The sequence below is a fragment of the Thermofilum sp. genome (assembly GCA_038741495.1).
In the GTDB taxonomy this organism is placed as follows: Archaea; Thermoproteota; Thermoprotei; order Thermofilales; family Thermofilaceae; genus Thermofilum.
Genome location: JAVYKX010000002.1, coordinates 356,827 through 372,284 on the forward strand (window position 1 = coordinate 356,827; position 15,458 = coordinate 372,284).

The following is a 15,458-nucleotide window of genomic DNA, read 5'->3' on the forward strand; positions in this document are numbered from 1 at the left end:
AGCGGGGAGGAATTAACATTTATGTGCAGCTGAGCATAAGCTACACTTTCCTACAGGTTGAAAAAATTGCGGAGGGTTTTCAAGGACCCTTAAACGTAAACGTCCAGGTCACCTTCCCCCTCCTCACGGAGCGCATTAGCGAAACAGCAATCTCTGTAGGTTTCGCAGCCAACGTCTCCTCCTCTCCCCCATTCTTCTCCGTGATCATGAGGGGAAAAGTCCTCATCCAGGGCTCCAGAGAGGAGATCGAGAAAGTGGCGGAGAAGCTTAAAGCACAGCCGGGAGACCCCGAGCTGGTGCAGATGGTGACGAGCAACCTGATCTTCGAAGCCATGCTCCTCCTCAGGGAGATAGGGGTCCCGCCCGTCCTACCCCTGATACCCGCAGCTCCGCAGAAGCCCTCCGGTACCGAGTTCCACCCGGTGTAACCATGCACGTAGAGTTCCTCTACGGCGGCAGCTGCCCCGAAGGCTTCTTCAGAGTCGCCCCTGACTGCGGCTGCCCTCCCTCAACTCTCTCGCCTGAGTGGCTTCTGGCGCAGGCCCTCGAGGAGGACGGCGTTATAAGGAACAGGGGACGGCTCGCGCTCCTCCTCCGGGAAGCCCCGGGGCCTCACACAGTAGCGAAGGCGGCTGCAGTCGAGCCAGACATGTGGGAGGGGGTTCTCCACGTAGCTCTTTACGCGGATGCTCAGCCCTGCAGCGAGGAGTGCGCCTGCCTGCTGCCCTTCGCGCCCGCGACATCGATGCTTGCGGCTCTAGGCAGAAAGCAGGCCTGCGCTTACGCCGAGGCGGTAACCCCGGCCTTCATATCGAGCTTCATACAGGCGGCCGGCTTCTCAGGTGTGGAGAAGCTTACCCTCGTGAACCCTTCCTACGTGCCATCGAGGTGGACTAAGCTCGTCTTCGACGGCTTCGAGGGGTACCGGGCTGCCGCGGCGATCCCTGCCCCTCGGGCTCTCCGCTATGCCGCGATGTCCAGCATCGACGCTGAGGCGAGCGCCGGGGAGGTTAGAGGCGTGCCAATCACAACTCAGGCTCTGCCGCAGCCGAGAGCAGCGCCAAAGCTGGTGCCACTTGCCTTCGGGGAGTCATGGCGAGAGGCTCTAGCTCTGCTGGAGGAAGTGGAGGCTTCGGGGCACCTAATCACCGCGAGAGCCCTTTACGAGATAGCCTCGGCGATGGGGGCCGGAAAGCCTCTCGTGCGCAAGCTTCTGGCGTACGGCTACCTGCGCGTCAGGTCTGGGCAGGTAGAGCTATCGGGCAAAGGAATCTACGCTCTCGGCCAAGGGTGAGAAGCGGGCAAAGAACCTGGTGGACCGGCCGGGATTCGAACCCGGGACCACCGCCGCTCTCGGGAGTGGAACCTTGCAAGGGCGGCATCCTCCCACTAGACGACCGGCCCCCGGCAGCCACCTCCCGCGCTGGTTTTTCTACTTTTCGCGGCAGAGCTCCGTCAACGTCCCGATTTCTTCTAACTGCACCCCTTTAGCGAAGACTTTCACGGCTCTAACTCTCGCGTACTCTTCTCTCGAGCAAGGTTCGCTTGTCGTGTTCAGCACAACCAGGTACTCGCGCGGTGTCTTCTCTAGCGCGTAGATGCTTAAAGCCTCCTTGAATGAGATCCTCTCGGAAGCAGTGTAAGAGTGTATCGGGAGGCCTTCGGGCCCACCTCTATTCACAGCAGCGTAAATCCCCAGCCAAGGGTTCAGCGGCTCGACGGGCGAGTCCGAGGAGCCCATAAGCGTGGCGCCTGTGCTCAGGAGAGACCTGTACGCGTAAACCCACCTCGCTCTGTAGCCGAGCCTATCCACTATCCACGTGTCGCTGAGAATGAAGTGAGGCTGGACGGACACCCTCAGCTTGAGCTCTGAGATTCTCTCAAGGAGGTCGGGCGGGGTAAGCGAAGCGTGCTCTATCCTCAGTTCAGTCTTAGCGAGCCGCGCGCCCTCCAGCACCTGCTCAACGGCTAGATCCCCGATAGCGTGAACAGCCGTATCCAGCCCTCTCGCAGCAGCTCGCCTAGCGAGCTCGGCGATTTGCTCGGCCTTCATCAAGAGGGTTCCGGCGCTCTCCGCGTCGGAGTACGGTTCGCGGAGCGCAGCGGTGCGTGCTCCGAAGCTCCCGTCGGCGAACGCCTTTACCCCTCTAACCAGGTGTGCTGCGCCCGGAGGTATTTCGCCCACTTGCTCGTGAGCGACATAGGCCTCGTACTTGACGTTGAGGAGGCCTTCGCGCTCGAGAGTGCTTATGATCGAAAGCTCATCCGGGCCTGCGGACATAGAGTGCAGCGATACCACGCCGTAGGAGAGGTACTCGCCCAGCACCCTGCAGATGAGTGGTTTGACTACGCGGAGGCTTGGCTTCGGGACTTTCCCGAGAGCCCACGCGACAGCGTCCTCCAGAAGGAGCCCTGTGAGCCTGCCGTCCTCTTTCACGACGAAACGCTCGAGCCCCTCCGGCGCTTTCCCGGCTAAGCCTAGAGCTTCTGCAGCTTTAGTGTTTATGACCGCGGCGTGACCGCAAACCCTCACGAGAATCACCGGGTTTCTCGGCGCCGCCTCGTCTAGGTCTTCACGGCTCGGTACTCTCTTCTCTTCAAGCTTCTCTTGATCCCACCCCCTGCCGACCACCCATTCTCCCGGCCCGAGCTCCGCGGCCTTGCGCCGGACAATCTCCTTCACTTCCTCGATGGATCTGGCGCTCTTCAGGTCTACTCCAGAGTAGCTGAGCGCTGTGGAGAAAAGGTGGGTGTGCGCGTCTCTTAAGCCCGGCACTACAAGCCTCCCCTCCAGGTCGAGGGTTAGGGGTGCCTGGAACCTGAGGGAAGAGCTCTCAGAGCCGGCGAAGATGACCCCCTCGCCAGCGGACAAAACCACTGCTTCTACATCGTCGTCGAGCGGGTAGGTGAAGTTTACCAGCCTGAGCAGGCGAGGCACCACCTCTCCCTACCACGCTGCCTAATACGCTTTTCAGTCCAAGCGGAGAAATTTATCCCAGGGAGACCGGGCTTACCGGAAGCCTGGTGATGGCTGTTGCGGCTTAAAGAAGTGCTGAGAGGTAAAGTCCCACCGGACCTCTTAGACCTAGTGCCTGCGAGCTTTGATATCGTGGGCTCTAGGGGGAGGGCGGTCGCAATACTCGAGCTCGACGACAGGCTGGTCCCCTACGGTGAGCTCATCGCAGAGGAGCTCATGCGAATGCACAAGAGTGTCAGGGCAGTTTACCGAAAAGCTAGCGAGCGGAAGGGGGACTACAGGGTCAGGGAGCTGGAGCTGCTCGCAGGAGAGCCTGTAACGGAGGTTCTCCACAAAGAGCACGGTTACTTGCTGAAGCTCGATATCTCGAAAGTTTACTTTTCCCCAAGGGAGGCCACTGAGAGGCAGAGGGTGGCTTCCAAGGTTAGGCCAGGCGAGACAGTGATGGTGATGTTCGCCGGCGTAGGCCCCTACGCAGTCGCCATCGCTAAAGCCCAGCCGCTCGTCGCCCAGATAATCGCCATTGAGATAAACCCCGAGGCGTACCGCTACCTCGTCGAGAACGTTCACCTGAACAAGCTCGAGGGTAAAATTACCCCTGTGCTGGGAGATGTGAGGGAGAAGGCTCCCGCTTTTCGCCGCTGCTGCGATCGGGTCGTCATGCCCCTCCCTAAGGGGGCTTACATGTTCCTCGACGAGGCTATCGACTGCCTGGCGGGACGCGGGGTCATTCACTTCTACTACTGGGGTGCTGAGGGTAGGGCGTTCGAGGAGGGCTACGAGCTTGTGCGGAGAGCAGCGGAAAAGCACGGCTGTCTATCGGAGCTGCTCGAGACTAGGGTGGTTTCACCGTATGCTCCGAGAGTCTACAAGGTTGCTATCGACGTTCTGGTGAACTGTGGAGAAGCGGCAAGATAAATTAGCCGGAGGATACGAAGAGTTTCGATGAACCTGCCGAAGCACATCTTCAGAGCTTACGACGTTCGGGGCATTTACGGCCAGGATCTCACCCCCGAGATCTTTCTCCTGCTCGGAGCCGCCCTCTCGGAGCAGTTCAGCGAGTTCTGCACCTGCTCCGACACTAGGATAAGCTCACCGGCTCTCCGGCTCTCCCTGATAGCGGGGCTTCTGGGAGGGGGGGCCAAGGTCGTGGACGCCGGCTTAGGGCCGATAGGTTTAGCGATCTACGCGGCGAAGCACCGGAGGTACGCTGTAGGCTACGTGACTGCCTCCCACCTGCCTCCCGAGTGGAACGGGCTCAAGCTGTACGAGCCTGGGGGGAGGCCTATTTCCCTCGAGGACCTCGATAGGCTTCGCGAAAGAGTTGAGAGAGGTGTTTCGTGGCGCGCGAAAAGAGAGGCGAAAGTCGTTATTGAGGAGAGCCTTCTCAACAGCTACTCGGAGTACTTGAGGAGCCTCCCCCGAGCTGCTGGCAACCTTAGGGTCGTTTTAGACTGCGGGAACGGTGCGACATCGCTGGTCGTCCCGAACCTGCTTAGGGAGTTGGGTTATGAGGTTATTACCGTTAACTGCGATGTCGATCCGCTGTTTTCCGCAAGGGGGTCCGAGCCCACGGCGGAGGCCACGAGCTACCTGGGAGACCTCGTCAGGAGGTTTCAGGCCGATGTGGGGGTGGCTTTCGACGGTGATGGAGACCGCGTGATCTTCTACGATGAGAAGGGTAGACCGCTCACCCCCGAGCAGGCTGCTGTAGTTATGATCAAGGGGCACAAGGTGAGGAAAGTAATCGCTAACGTCGAATGCTCGTGGCTCTTGGACAGGTTCGTGAAAGAGACGGGCGGCACGGTCGAAAGAGTTCCTGTAGGCCGCATCTATATAATCTACAAGTCGATTGAAGGCTACGGGGGGCTGGGGGTTGAGAGCAGCGGCCATTACGTTACATACGAGGGAGCTAACCTCGACGATGGCGTAGCATCTCTCCTATACTTTCTCGAGGCGGTATCCGCGCTTGGCGGGCCGGTTTCAAGTCATGTGCCTCCGACACCCCTGGCGAGAAGGTTAAAGCTACATGTGGGTGACGAGATGAAGTTCGTTATCGTTGAGCGAATGAAGGAAAGGCTCTCCTCCAAGTACCGGGATACGACGACGATCGACGGCGTGCGCGTCGACCTAGAAGAGGGCTGGTTCCTGGTAAGGCCTTCGAACACTGAGCCCGTAGTTCGCGTAACGATAGAGGCAGGAGACGAGGCTTCCCTCAAGCGTCTCGAGGAGCTGGTGCGGGAGGAGTTAAGGGAGGCCGGCGCACCTCTCTAACCGAAAACAGTTTAATAGGTGATGGATGAGGTAGAGGGGGTTCCCTTGAGCGTAGTGGCCATCGGGTCTACACCTACCATCGACTCAATGAGGTTGCTGGGCTTCGAAGTAGTCATGGTGCCTGAGAAACTGTCGGAAAGTGTGGAGGAGGAAGTGATCTCCAAGGTCGTGGAGAGCAGGGTTGTCATAATCGAGGAACCGGTTTACTCTCAGGTTAGTGGAAAGCTCCGCAGGCTTTTCACTTTCCTCAGAGAGCCCCCTCTGCTCGTTGTCGTTCCATCCATGAAGCAGCCATCTACACGTAGGCTTGAAGAGCTTTACCAGCTGCTCTCTTACGCTGTCGGGGTGAGGTTGAGATGGGCGAAGAAGGAGGAGTAAGAAAGGCTTACTGGACCGAGGAGATCGATGTCAGAGTAATACTCGAGGAGCAGAAGAAGGCGGACGAGCTCGTGGCTCAGGCAAAGAAGAAGGCTGATGAAGTGCTTGAAGAAGCTAGGAGAAAAGCTAAGGAGATTTTAGCTCAAGCAGAAGCCGTAGATGTAGGCGCAGAGGAGATTATCGGCAAGGAGCGGAGAAGAATCGAGGAACAGCTCAGTGCCCTCTTGAAGGATCATGAAAGAAAGCTTGCCGAGCTAAAGCTAAGGCTCGAGGAAATGCGGGGAGAGATTAAGAAGCGGGTGCTCGAGGAGCTCACGAGGTGGGCTTAATGAGCGCACCGAGTCTTTTGGACGCAGTTATACAGGAGATAAGGGCCGCCGCACAGGAGGAGGCTGAAGCCGTTATCCGGAGAGCGGAAGAGGAGGCGAAGCGCATTGTCGAGGAAGCTCAAGAGAGAGCTCGCAAGCTTAGAGAGGAGAGGAGGCAGAGGCTACTTGAGGAGGCCCGACGCACTGTAGAGGCGGAGTTCGCGCCGAAAAGGCTCGAGCTCAAGCGGAGGATCTACACAGAGCGGTACAACCTCATCGCAGAGGAGCTTAAAAAACTCGTTGCTGAAACTCTTGAAGAGTTGAGGCGTGACCCTGCGAGGTACCGAGCGTACTTAGAGAGAGCTTTGGATGCTGCTGCGAGAAAGCTTGGAGGCGGCTTAGTAGTGCATCCATGCAAAGGTGAGCGTGCCATCATAGAGGAAGTAGCTAAGAGCTTCGCGGAGCCCGGCAATTCCAGCTCGCGCATCTCTATAGGTGAGGAGATCAACTGCGATGGAGGTTTCCTTGCGAGAACTCCTGACGAGCGTGTATACTTCAACGCGACACTAAGCGCCAAAGTGTCTGAAGTATTCGAGAGGTTGATGCCAGAGGTCTTCGAGCGAGTCCTTTCGGCGAGGCGCTAAGACAGCTTCACCCGCTTTAATCTCGAGGTTTTCATTTCGATGATCGCCGGGAAGGGGTTCTCGTGCTTCAGTCTGGCCAGCGTACCTCTTCCGAGCTCCGCGGCCAGCGTGTCATCGAGAAGCACGAGGTCGAAGCTCTTCTCTCGCGTGATCCTCTCTAGGATAGCCAGCGCCTCGGACTTTTCCTTGACTACGAATACTTCGCTAAAACCACCCTTCGAAACAGCGCCGGCGAGGTCTTCCCTCACGATGGCGGCGATACGCAGCTTCATTAACTTCGCTCGGAAATGAGCAGCTGGCTTTATAAGGATCTCACCGGGGAAGTTGCGAGTATGAAGTACAGGCTAATGGACTTGCTGGCGTGCCCTTACGACAAGCACTTCCCCCTTGAGCTACACGTTATCGATACCGTCAAGTATGAGGGAAGAGTAGCGTCTTTCAAAACGAAACCTGCCTGTGAGCTGTACTGCGCGTACAGGGGGGTGAAAGTCAGCGAGCTGGAAGGCAGGGATCCTGGCTGCGACGACTGCATAAAGTTCGAAGTTAAGACCGGTGTCCTCTTTTGCCCAGAGTGCGGCCGCTGGTGGCCTATCAAGGAGGAGATCCCGGTGATTCTCCCCGATAACTTGAGGAAGAAGGATAGCGACCTCAAGTTCCTCGAGCCTCTGAAGGACAAGCTCCCAGAGAAGATAACTAGAAGCGGAAAGCCCTGGGCGCTTGAAGCTCAGTCGTGAGTATAGATGAAGACTACCCCCTCCTCCCCTTTCTTCTCCACTTTCGCGAAACCTACGCGAACGAGCTGAACCTGCTCCCCTACGGGCAGCCCGGCTATCTCCGGCTCACCGTACCCCTTCACTTCCTCGACTTTCGTGCCAGCAGCTTTGAGAACCTCTCCCGGGACAGCTCCCTCAACTGGTGCCCACTGCACGATCTGGAGATTCTTCTCCTTCGCGTAGCTGACGTCGTTGTTGAGGAAGATTAGCGCGTCGCCTCGAACCGAGAAGTTGCCCAGCCCCATCAACCTAACCTCGCCCATTCTTTTCACCTCTTCCCCGACGAACACGCGATGCTCTTTTAGCTCAATTCTTCTCCTTCCTCTTTCGGGGAAAGACGGGTGCACGATTATCTCGGCTACTGCGGGCATGCTCAGGCCCTCGAGTTTCACCACAGTTAGCGGCTCGGTCACGAACATGTACCTGTTTGCGCGGGGCTCTAGCAGCTTCCTGTTGACTGCGTGAAGCTTCTCGACGCTGATTCTCGCGCTAGACGGCCTCAACCCCACCTCGAGGATAAGCTCCCAGATTGTCTCGGGGAGGATCCCCCTCCTCCTAAGCGCCTTCAGAGTTCCGAGCCTAATGTCATCCCATCCCTCGAAGAGACCCTTCTCGATTCCCTTTCGCATTACCGACTTGCTGAGAATCATTCCACCCAAGTTGAGGCGGCCGAAGTGTATCCCCACCGGGGGCTTCCAGCCCATGTGCCGGTAAATGTACTCCTGCTTCAGAGTGTTAACAGCGTGCTCCTCTCCTCTCAATATGTGCGTTACTCCCATCAGGTGGTCGTCAAGCGCGCACGCGTAGTTGTACGTGGGCCAGACTACGTATTTGTCGCCGACCAACGGGTGGGGGTACTTCGACGTGTCGATGATCCTCATCGCGATCCAGTCTCTAACCGAAGGGTTGGGGTGGGCAGGGTCGGTCTTGATCCTCACCACCGCTTCCTCCTCCCCGTACTCGCCCGAAAGCATCCTGTCCCAACGCTCTAGCTGCACCTCGACGGGTAGATCCCTGCACGGATCCGGTATCCCTAAGCTTCGCATCCTGCTGATCTCCTCCCTCGAGTGCAGGCAGACGTAAGCTCCTCCTCGCTCGATCAGCATCTTCGCGTGCTCGTAGTAGATCTCCATTCTGAGGCTCTGGATGTACTCCTCGTCCCAGCTGACCCCCAACCACTTGAGATCTTCTCTTATCGCGTCGTAAGCCTCCGGCATCGGCCTCTTTGTCTTAGGATCCGTGTCCTCGAACCTGAGGATGAACTTACCCCTATACATCCGCTTGGCGTAGTAGAAACTCAGAACCGCTGGCCTTGCGCTTCCCAAATGCAGCGCGAAGTCAGGGTTTGGCGCAAACCTCGTCACCACGAAACCGCCCAGCTCCTCCACCCTAGGAAGCGGCGGTAACCGCTTCTCCTCCCTCTTCTTCTCGACCTTAAACGCATCGGGCCATATCTCCGCGAGAAGCCTCTCCTGATCCTCCCGGCTCATGGCATTTACCTCTTCCACAACCTCCTGCACTACCTTGACAACATCCCGCGCCTGCTTCCGCAGCTCAGGCACCTCGGCGAACACCTTGCTCACGACCGCATCAACCCTCGCTACCCCGCCAAACTTCACAGCGTTAGCTAACGCGTGCTTCCGCGCAATCTGCCTCACATCCAACTCCATGGCGACCCCACCGAACGTCTCAAGTCTTACAACTTAAACCCGCCGATCCCTCAAGAAAAATTTATAGAGAGCCCGTTTTCTAGCCAGCAGTGGAGGGCCGGTCGTCTAGTGGGAGAGGCTCCCCCCGAAGATGTCCGCTTGGCATGCGGGTGGAGCCCGAGCTCCCCGGAGCTCGGCGCCAAGTCCCGGGTTCGAATCCCGGCCGGTCCACCAGCTATTCCTTCTCCCCCCATCACCCGCCTTTACGACTCCAGCTTGAAAAGCAGATGCGTGAGGTTCTCGATGTCCCAGGGGGGCTGGGCTACAGGAGGTTCGGAGATCTCAGAAATCTCCTTGAAGAGGTTCTCTACGGAAGTGTAAAGTTTCTCGTAGATAGCGTAGTACTTCTCGTAGATCTTTACGAGCTCGGGGTCAGGCTTCAGCCTAACTCTCTCCCGGAAGAATCTTGAGACTGCCTCCTCAAAGCTCTTGCACGCTCCGGCGCTGTAGGCTACGAGCACGGCATCTCCCCCCAGCGCGGCGTCGAGCAGCTCCGGAATGATGACTTCCCTGTTCGTCACGTTCGCCTTGATTCTTGCCCAGGTGGGGGTCTTAGCGCCGCCACCCATTAGGACGAGCTCTCTGGGCTTGATGCCTATCTCCTCGAAGCTTTCTAGAATCTTCCTCAGCTCGTACGCCACGCCCTCCATCATAGCTCTGAAGAGGTGCGCGCGGGTGTGGAAGACTGTGAGCCCGAAGATCACGCCTCTCGCGTAGGGATTCCACCTCGGCGACCGGGCGCCGGAGAAGAAGGGGAGCACGAGCACCCCACCTGATCCCGGAGGCACGTACTCGGCTTCTAAGTCGAAGAACTCGTAGGCCCTTCTCCTGGTTCTCGAAGCAAGGTAATCCACCCCTTCAGTAGCGTGGTCGCGGAACCACCTGAGGATAGCGCCTGCAGTCGAGATACCTGCCTCAACCACCCACCTGCTGGGAATGGGGGCCACTCCCACCGAGAAGCGCATCCTCGGATCTAAGAGCGGCTGGGGGACCATGGTCGCCGTGGTAGAGCCGGTTCCGGTGGACTCCTCGGCTTTCTCGGGACCGAGAATCCCCGCGCCCAGCACTTCCGCAGTCCTGTCGCCAGTTCCCGCAAGAACAGGGGTGCCAGGGGCGATTCCAATAAGCCTAGCCGAGTCTTCCTTCACGCCGCCTACTACCTCCCAGCTGCGTTTCACCTCTGGGAGTATGTACGCGTAGTCGGAGAGCCCCAGCTCCGAGATAAGCTTCTCGTCCCACCGGCGCTCTCTGATGTTGAAGAGCATGGTTCTCGATGCGACAGTCTCGTCAGTTACAGCTACACCTGTCAGCTTGTAGACGATGTAGTCTTTTGGCTGCAAGCCGATCCAGGCTCTCTCCAAGAGCTCCCTACAGTTCTCCTTGAACCACAAAAGCTTCGTGGCGGTGAACGTCGCATCCACGATCAGCCCGGTCCTCTCGTACACCTCTTTGACACCGAGCCTCCGCTTAATCTCCTCTGCTTGGGGCAAGCTCCTGCGGTCCATCCACGTCGGTACTCGGCCGAGGCTCCTACCCTCCCTGTCGATAAACGCCAGCGTCTCCCGCTGGCTGCTAACAGCTACCCCTATGAAGGCGTCGGGCGTCGCTCTCGCTCGCTTGATCGCGTCTCGAGCGGCGAGAACTGCGTAGCTCCACCAATCTTCAGGGTCCTGCTCAGCCCAGCCCGGTCTCGGGAAGTGAGTAGGGTACTCGTACCCCTCGACAGCGAGGAGCCGACCGCTCTCGTGGAAGACGGCCGCCTTCGCGTTAGTCGTTCCTACATCGATCGTCAGGATAAGCTCTTTACTGTGCACGTTGAGATAGTTGCTCGAGCGGAGTATAAGGGAGGCTTAATACTCTCCCTTAATCTTCTTCCTGTTTCTCTCGGCTTCCTCGTAGAGCTTCCTTCCCACAGCAACCTTCTTGCTGCATTGGTCGCACTCGAGCACTACGCTCTCGTCGTTTAGCTCAACTACGCGCTTCAAGGGCCTCCCGCAGTAGCAGACAAAGCCTACGAGCCTCGCAGGGTTCCCCATCACGAGCCCGTGGTCGGGGACATCCTTAGTGACAACGCTGCCCGCAGCAACCATCGCGTACCTTCCTATAGTGACTCCGCAGACGATAGTCGCGTTAGCACCGATAGAAGCCCCCTCCTTCACCAGCGTCGGGACAACCACCCAATCCGTCGAGAAGGCTCGGGGGTACTTGTCGTTAGTGAAGACCGCGTAGGGCCCTACGAAAACGTTGTTTTCCAATGTCACACCCCTGTAAACGGACACGCCGTTCTGAATCTTCACGCCGTTGCCTATCACAACGTTCTCATCTATGTACACGTCCTTGCCTATGTTGCACCTGGAGCCGATCCTAGCCCCCCTCCTCACGTGGGCGAAGTGCCAGATCCTCGTTCCTTCGCCGATCACCGCCCCCTCCTCTACTACTGCCGTTGGGTGGATGAAGTAGCTCATACCAGGAACCTCTCTAGGGACTCTTTTTTACGTAGCGACGACCACGTGCTCCAAGATTTCCTAGCGAAGGGGGGCGGCTCGCCGTGCTCCCTAAGCCACTTCTCTGCAAACTCCCTGGTTCTGGGGTCTGAAGGGTAGCCGGAGCCGAAGTCGCCGTACAGCCTCTTGAGCTGCTCCACGAGCCTATCCCGCTCGGTTTTCGCCAGTATGGAGGCTGCCGCTACTATCGCGAAGTCTCTGTCAGCCCCGTTCCGGGCAACCACGCGGACGGAGCCTCCCAGCATCTGGGAGAGCAGGCTGCCAAACCTCTCAGGCTTCGGGTCAGGGCTGTCCACGTACACCACGCCCAAGGGGGTCTTCTCGAGCGCTCTCCGCACCAGCTCGCAGATCACTTTCACTTCAAGCAAGTTCAAGCCCCCTCTGCTCACGGCTTCGTCTATCTCGCGCGGCTCCACCACTCGAAGTGAGTAAAAGTCCAGTAACTTCTCCATCTGGGCTCTAACAACCTCCCTTCTAGATGGTGTCAGCAGCTTTGAGTCCCTGACCCCCAGCTCTGCGAGAAGGTGCTCTTTCTCCTCGCCGATCACGGCGATCGCGATGACCATTGGGCCGAAGAGCGGCCCTCGACCAGCCTCGTCCACGCCGGCTAAGTACACCCTGCTCTTCAGGCCAGCTTAGCGAACAGCTTTATCAAACCTTTTCTTGAGAGCTCATAGAGCGCTGAGAGCGTCTCAGGGAGGGAAGTTTCAGCCCTGCGGCTCACTAGCTCCACCACCTCGTGAAGCATGAAGAGCCTCGCTTCAGCGGAAGAAGCAAGCCTAGAGTAGGCTTCGAGAACACGCGCCTCTAGAGGGCTGAGCGCCCCCGCTAGCTTCTCGCTGGCCAGCTTCTTTACTCGACCCAGCTCGGCGTAAACCTGCGGCGGGTTCAGCGGTACAGGGGTCAGCTTCGCAGAGCTCAGCTCTCTCGCTATCTCGAGAAGCTTCTTCTCGCTCTCCTCCAGCTCCAGCCTCTCGTGCGGCATCACTACGTGTAACGCCTTGTGAATCAGCTCCTGCACCGCTTCAAGCTCGCTCAGCATAAGCCTTACAGCTTTGCTGTACTCAGCGCGGGCTCTAGCCTCTAGCTGCTCCCCCTCCTTCACTAAACTGGAAAGAACATCGGCTGCTTTATCCAAGTTGAGCGCGCTCAACCCGCTCAGCACTCGAGATGACCTCGAAGCGAACCTGCTCAACTCCGAGTACAAGGGAGGGTTAACATCCCTGAGAGCTGCAGCCCACGAGCTCAACCTGCTCTCGAGCTCCCTCACGCGGGGAGCTAGCTTCCCAACGTGCTCCACCGCCTCTAAAATCGCCCGCAGCTTAACGATCAAGCCGTCCAGCTGCTTCTCGTAGTCCTCCAGCCTCCTTCCCACCTCTTCTGCGCTGCTGGGCAGAGGGGGGTCCGGCACCCATAGCGTTTCAGCCACGTTGCCCAAGAGCTCCTTAAGCACCGGCTCGCTCTCTACCTTACCCTTTATCGCGCTCAGCAGCCTCTCTGCTTCGGCTAGCTTCTCCCGAGTTCTCGAGCCAGACGCGAGAATGTAGTCGAGGAGCTCTCTCCTGCTTTTCTGCTCGAGCAGAGCCGCTTCCATACCCTCCTAAAGAAGACGCTCCGTAGCCTACCAGATTAGGCTATCTTTCAGAAAAACATCTAGAAGCCCGGCAGCCCTGCCCGTCTAAATGAGGCCCTTCTCTTTCGCTTTCGCGATAACCTCCTCAACCAACTGCTCTTTAGTCTTCCCCTCGCTCGCAATGCCGAGCTTTTCGGCAAGCTTCTTCAACTCCTCATCAGAGACTGACGGCTTCCTGCTTTCCTGCGGCTCCTCGGACGTGAGCTTCTGGCTTTCTTCCCTGAAGACACGGACAGCCTCACCTGCGGCTCTCGCAAGCTCGGGGAGCTTCTTCGGGCCGAAGAGAATCAGCGCTATTATGATCAGTAGGAGTATCTCCGTGGGGCCCACCTGGAACTGCAGCGGCAGAACCTCCTGGCTGCCAACGGGGAGCATCGAGCCTTCGCCAGAAGTAGCTGATGTTCTGCATAAATATAAGCGTTTAGTACGGGTGGCGTGAGCGGAGAGACAGTAGCCGTTCATGGGGGCGCTGGTAGGCTGCGCAGAAGCCTCCTCGATACGAGGCAGCAGCTCGAGAGAGGGCTCAGGGAAGCTTTGTCCGCGGGATTAGAGGAGCTGGGCTCGGGGAGCGCGCTCGACGCCGTGGAGGCAGCTGTTAAGAGCATGGAGGCCTCCGGCGTCTTCAACGCGGGTAAGGGTGCTGCTCTCAACGCGCTAGGCCAAGTCGAGCTCGACGCGAGCATCATGTTCGGGAGAGACCTCTCCCTAGGTTCTGTCGCCGCCCAGAGGTACACCTGGAACGCCGTCTCCCTAGCGAGGAAAGTGATGGAGCTCACAGACCATGTCCTCATCGTCGGCGCGGGAGCCGACGAGCTAGCGATGAAGCTGGGTTTCGAGAAGCACCCGGGTCCCAGCCAGCGAGCAAAGGAGATCTACGCCGAGATGCTGGAATCCGCTAGGAGAGGCGAGTACGCGCTCTGGCGTAAAAACGCTGAAGTACTCAGAATGCTTGCTGGCGACACTGTCGGAGCGGTGGCTCTAGACAAAGAAGGCAACCTGGCAGCTGCGACGAGCACTGGCGGAATCTACCTGAAGCTCCCCGGCCGAGTGGGGGATACGCCTTTACCAGGAGCGGGAGTCTACGCGGAAAACGGAGTGGTCGCGGTCAGCGCCACGGGGGTTGGCGAGTACATCGCCAGGTACCTCGCGGCAGCGAGGGTGGCGGAGCTTGTCAGGAGGGGCACCCCGCTGCGGGAAGCAGTAGTCACCGTTGTTAAGGGTATGACGGAGTTTTTCGGCCTAGTAAACACGGTTGGCTTGATCTCGCTGAGCTCGACAGGCGAGTACGGTGAAGCGACGAACTGCGAAGTCTTCCTCAGGGGGCTGGCTAGGCGAGGGGAGCCTCCGCGGGTGGCTGTGCTAGCCGAAGAGTCGGTCACCTGACAAGCATTACCGCGAAGGGGAGCATCACTAGCGTAGAGAAGAGCGTTGATACGAGAACGATCCTCGCGGTTTTTGCCGCGTCGAGATTCAGTGCTCTAGCTACGGGAATGCAGCTCGCGGCGCTCGGCATAACGCTCTCGATGAAAGCCACTCGTGCATCTATGCCCTGAACTAGCTGTGCAGCAGCGAAGAGCAGAGTCAGCGGAACGGCAAGCGAGACCCTTAACGCGTAGGGTTTCAGGTCTCCGGCCTCCACGCGCCCTAGGCTCCTGCCCATCTCGAGACCTACAGCCATCAGAGCCAGTGGTGGAGCGGTGGAGGCCAGCGTGCTTAGCGTACTTGCTATGAATTCCGGAAGCTGTGCGCGCGCGAGCGAAAGCGCTAGGCCTAAGAAGAGTCCGTAGAGCGGCGGGAAAGCTAGGAGCCTCCTGCTGCTTTCTCTAAGGCTCTTACCGCCCAGCACTAATGGAGCGGCGGTGTTGGAGAAAGCGTTATTCCCTATGATGTAGAAGCCGACGCTAGCTGCTCCCTGCTGGCCCCAGAAGCTTGTAGCGACACCAAGCGGTATGTAGCCGGCGTTCGCGTACATAGCTGTAAGAGCTTCCTCGGCGGAGAACCTGAGGAGGCGGGCAGCCGCTAGAGCTGCTGCTGAGCAGAGAGCGCTCAGGGCGATGAGGCGCAAGCCGAGAAAGTCGCCTGAGATGAGGCGAGAGTACGTTGACGTGAATATAACTAAGGGCATGAGAACGTCCAGGATCAGCTTTTCGAAGAAGCTAAGCTGCTCCTCGCTGGGTTTTCTCAAGATCCCGTAAGCTGCGCCCGCGGCGAGCGGCACGTAAACCTTCGCTAGCTCTGCGAACACAGCTCGCTTAGTA

Annotated in this window: 18 protein-coding genes and 2 tRNA genes; 10 read left to right on the forward strand and 10 right to left on the reverse strand. The window is 58.4% G+C overall.

Annotated features, from left to right (window positions below; translation table 11 throughout):
- Positions 1 to 23 precede the first annotated feature (23 nt).
- Together QXU72_06635 and QXU72_06640 are read left to right on the forward strand one after the other, a co-directional pair.
- Positions 24 to 428: a hypothetical protein gene (locus tag QXU72_06635; GenBank protein MEM0494915.1), complete on the forward strand. Its 405-nt coding sequence runs from the start codon at positions 24 to 26 to the stop codon at positions 426 to 428.
- A gap of 2 nt (positions 429 to 430) precedes the next feature.
- Positions 431 to 1,294: a hypothetical protein gene (locus QXU72_06640; GenBank protein MEM0494916.1), complete on the forward strand. Its 864-nt coding sequence runs from the start codon at positions 431 to 433 to the stop codon at positions 1,292 to 1,294.
- Positions 1,295 to 1,311: 17 nt separating this feature from the next.
- Here QXU72_06640 and QXU72_06645 read toward each other — a convergent pair.
- A tRNA-Ala gene (locus tag QXU72_06645) sits at positions 1,312 to 1,404 on the reverse strand.
- A 28-nt stretch (positions 1,405 to 1,432) separates the two neighbouring features.
- Complete coding sequence (locus QXU72_06650) at positions 1,433 to 2,938, reverse strand: amidohydrolase (protein ID MEM0494917.1); 1,506 nt, start codon at positions 2,936 to 2,938, stop codon at positions 1,433 to 1,435.
- Positions 2,939 to 3,034: 96 nt separating this feature from the next.
- Between QXU72_06650 and QXU72_06655 the strand changes: the two genes are divergently transcribed.
- Genes QXU72_06655 through QXU72_06675 form a run of 5 tightly spaced genes read left to right on the forward strand, consistent with a single transcriptional unit; the run spans position 3,035 to position 6,581 of the window.
- Positions 3,035 to 3,895: a class I SAM-dependent methyltransferase family protein gene (locus QXU72_06655; protein MEM0494918.1), complete on the forward strand. Its 861-nt coding sequence runs from the start codon at positions 3,035 to 3,037 to the stop codon at positions 3,893 to 3,895.
- A gap of 27 nt (positions 3,896 to 3,922) precedes the next feature.
- Positions 3,923 to 5,251: a hypothetical protein gene (locus QXU72_06660; protein MEM0494919.1), complete on the forward strand. Its 1,329-nt coding sequence runs from the start codon at positions 3,923 to 3,925 to the stop codon at positions 5,249 to 5,251.
- Positions 5,252 to 5,272: 21 nt separating this feature from the next.
- Positions 5,273 to 5,629, forward strand: coding sequence for a V-type ATP synthase subunit F (locus QXU72_06665; GenBank protein ID MEM0494920.1), 357 nt, complete (start codon positions 5,273 to 5,275; stop codon positions 5,627 to 5,629).
- On the forward strand, positions 5,608 to 5,958 hold the full coding sequence (locus QXU72_06670) for a hypothetical protein (protein ID MEM0494921.1): 351 nt from the start codon (positions 5,608 to 5,610) through the stop codon (positions 5,956 to 5,958). Before QXU72_06665 ends, QXU72_06670 begins: the two co-directional genes overlap by 22 nt.
- Complete coding sequence (locus QXU72_06675; GenBank protein ID MEM0494922.1) at positions 5,958 to 6,581, forward strand: V-type ATP synthase subunit E family protein; 624 nt, start codon at positions 5,958 to 5,960, stop codon at positions 6,579 to 6,581. The genes QXU72_06670 and QXU72_06675 overlap by 1 nt, the downstream gene beginning before the upstream one ends.
- Here the strand turns inward: QXU72_06675 and QXU72_06680 are convergent.
- Positions 6,578 to 6,853 (reverse strand): V-type ATP synthase subunit F, encoded by a 276-nt coding sequence (locus QXU72_06680; protein MEM0494923.1) that lies wholly within the window; start codon positions 6,851 to 6,853, stop codon positions 6,578 to 6,580. The genes QXU72_06675 and QXU72_06680 overlap by 4 nt on opposite strands.
- Before the next feature lie 60 nt (positions 6,854 to 6,913).
- Between QXU72_06680 and QXU72_06685 the strand changes: the two genes are divergently transcribed.
- On the forward strand, positions 6,914 to 7,315 hold the full coding sequence (locus tag QXU72_06685) for a Trm112 family protein (protein MEM0494924.1): 402 nt from the start codon (positions 6,914 to 6,916) through the stop codon (positions 7,313 to 7,315).
- Here the strand turns inward: QXU72_06685 and QXU72_06690 are convergent.
- Entirely contained in the window at positions 7,306 to 9,024 is a 1,719-nt protein-coding gene (locus QXU72_06690; protein ID MEM0494925.1) for a glutamate--tRNA ligase, read from the reverse strand. The genes QXU72_06685 and QXU72_06690 overlap by 10 nt on opposite strands.
- 94 nt (positions 9,025 to 9,118) lie before the next feature.
- On the opposite strand from QXU72_06690, the gene QXU72_06695 reads away from it, so the two are divergent.
- Positions 9,119 to 9,237, forward strand: a tRNA-Ala gene (locus QXU72_06695).
- A gap of 29 nt (positions 9,238 to 9,266) precedes the next feature.
- On the opposite strand, the gene QXU72_06700 is transcribed toward QXU72_06695, so the two are convergent.
- The 5 genes from QXU72_06700 to tatA form a co-directional block, all read right to left on the reverse strand.
- Positions 9,267 to 10,877, reverse strand: a complete 1,611-nt coding sequence (locus tag QXU72_06700) for an FGGY-family carbohydrate kinase (GenBank protein MEM0494926.1) — start codon at positions 10,875 to 10,877, stop codon at positions 9,267 to 9,269.
- Positions 10,878 to 10,913: 36 nt separating this feature from the next.
- A complete protein-coding gene (locus QXU72_06705; protein MEM0494927.1) occupies positions 10,914 to 11,528 on the reverse strand; it encodes an acyltransferase in 615 nt (204 codons plus the stop codon).
- Complete coding sequence (gene rnhB, locus QXU72_06710; GenBank protein MEM0494928.1) at positions 11,525 to 12,169, reverse strand: ribonuclease HII; 645 nt, start codon at positions 12,167 to 12,169, stop codon at positions 11,525 to 11,527. Before rnhB ends, QXU72_06705 begins: the two co-directional genes overlap by 4 nt.
- 23 nt (positions 12,170 to 12,192) lie before the next feature.
- Positions 12,193 to 13,161 carry a hypothetical protein gene (locus QXU72_06715; protein ID MEM0494929.1) on the reverse strand — a complete coding sequence of 323 codons (969 nt, stop codon included), beginning with the start codon at positions 13,159 to 13,161 and terminating at the stop codon, positions 12,193 to 12,195.
- Between the two features lie 84 nt (positions 13,162 to 13,245).
- Positions 13,246 to 13,575, reverse strand: coding sequence for a twin-arginine translocase TatA/TatE family subunit (tatA, locus tag QXU72_06720; protein MEM0494930.1), 330 nt, complete (start codon positions 13,573 to 13,575; stop codon positions 13,246 to 13,248).
- Between the two features lie 60 nt (positions 13,576 to 13,635).
- On the opposite strand from tatA, the gene QXU72_06725 reads away from it, so the two are divergent.
- On the forward strand, positions 13,636 to 14,583 hold the full coding sequence (locus QXU72_06725) for an isoaspartyl peptidase/L-asparaginase (GenBank protein MEM0494931.1): 948 nt from the start codon (positions 13,636 to 13,638) through the stop codon (positions 14,581 to 14,583).
- On the opposite strand, the gene QXU72_06730 is transcribed toward QXU72_06725, so the two are convergent.
- Positions 14,576 to 15,445 carry an AEC family transporter gene (locus tag QXU72_06730; protein ID MEM0494932.1) on the reverse strand — a complete coding sequence of 290 codons (870 nt, stop codon included), beginning with the start codon at positions 15,443 to 15,445 and terminating at the stop codon, positions 14,576 to 14,578. The two genes, QXU72_06725 and QXU72_06730, sit on opposite strands and share 8 nt — an antisense overlap.
- Between the last annotated feature and the right edge of the window lie 13 nt (positions 15,446 to 15,458).

Bases quoted from the DNA above. Each gene is read 5' to 3' on its own strand.
- QXU72_06675 (MEM0494922.1), top strand. From the start codon at position 5,958: ATGAGCGCACCGAGTCTTTTGGACGCAGTTATACAGGAGATAAGGGCC.
- QXU72_06690 (MEM0494925.1), bottom strand. From the start codon at position 9,024: ATGGAGTTGGATGTGAGGCAGATTGCGCGGAAGCACGCGTTAGCTAAC.
- QXU72_06665 (MEM0494920.1), top strand. From the start codon at position 5,273: ATGGATGAGGTAGAGGGGGTTCCCTTGAGCGTAGTGGCCATCGGGTCT.
- tatA (MEM0494930.1), bottom strand. From the start codon at position 13,575: ATGCTCCCCGTTGGCAGCCAGGAGGTTCTGCCGCTGCAGTTCCAGGTG.
- QXU72_06660 (MEM0494919.1), top strand. From the start codon at position 3,923: ATGAACCTGCCGAAGCACATCTTCAGAGCTTACGACGTTCGGGGCATT.
- QXU72_06670 (MEM0494921.1), top strand. From the start codon at position 5,608: ATGGGCGAAGAAGGAGGAGTAAGAAAGGCTTACTGGACCGAGGAGATC.
- QXU72_06715 (MEM0494929.1), bottom strand. From the start codon at position 13,161: ATGGAAGCGGCTCTGCTCGAGCAGAAAAGCAGGAGAGAGCTCCTCGAC.
- QXU72_06640 (MEM0494916.1), top strand. From the start codon at position 431: ATGCACGTAGAGTTCCTCTACGGCGGCAGCTGCCCCGAAGGCTTCTTC.
- QXU72_06705 (MEM0494927.1), bottom strand. From the start codon at position 11,528: ATGAGCTACTTCATCCACCCAACGGCAGTAGTAGAGGAGGGGGCGGTG.
- QXU72_06680 (MEM0494923.1), bottom strand. From the start codon at position 6,853: ATGAAGCTGCGTATCGCCGCCATCGTGAGGGAAGACCTCGCCGGCGCT.
- QXU72_06685 (MEM0494924.1), top strand. From the start codon at position 6,914: ATGAAGTACAGGCTAATGGACTTGCTGGCGTGCCCTTACGACAAGCAC.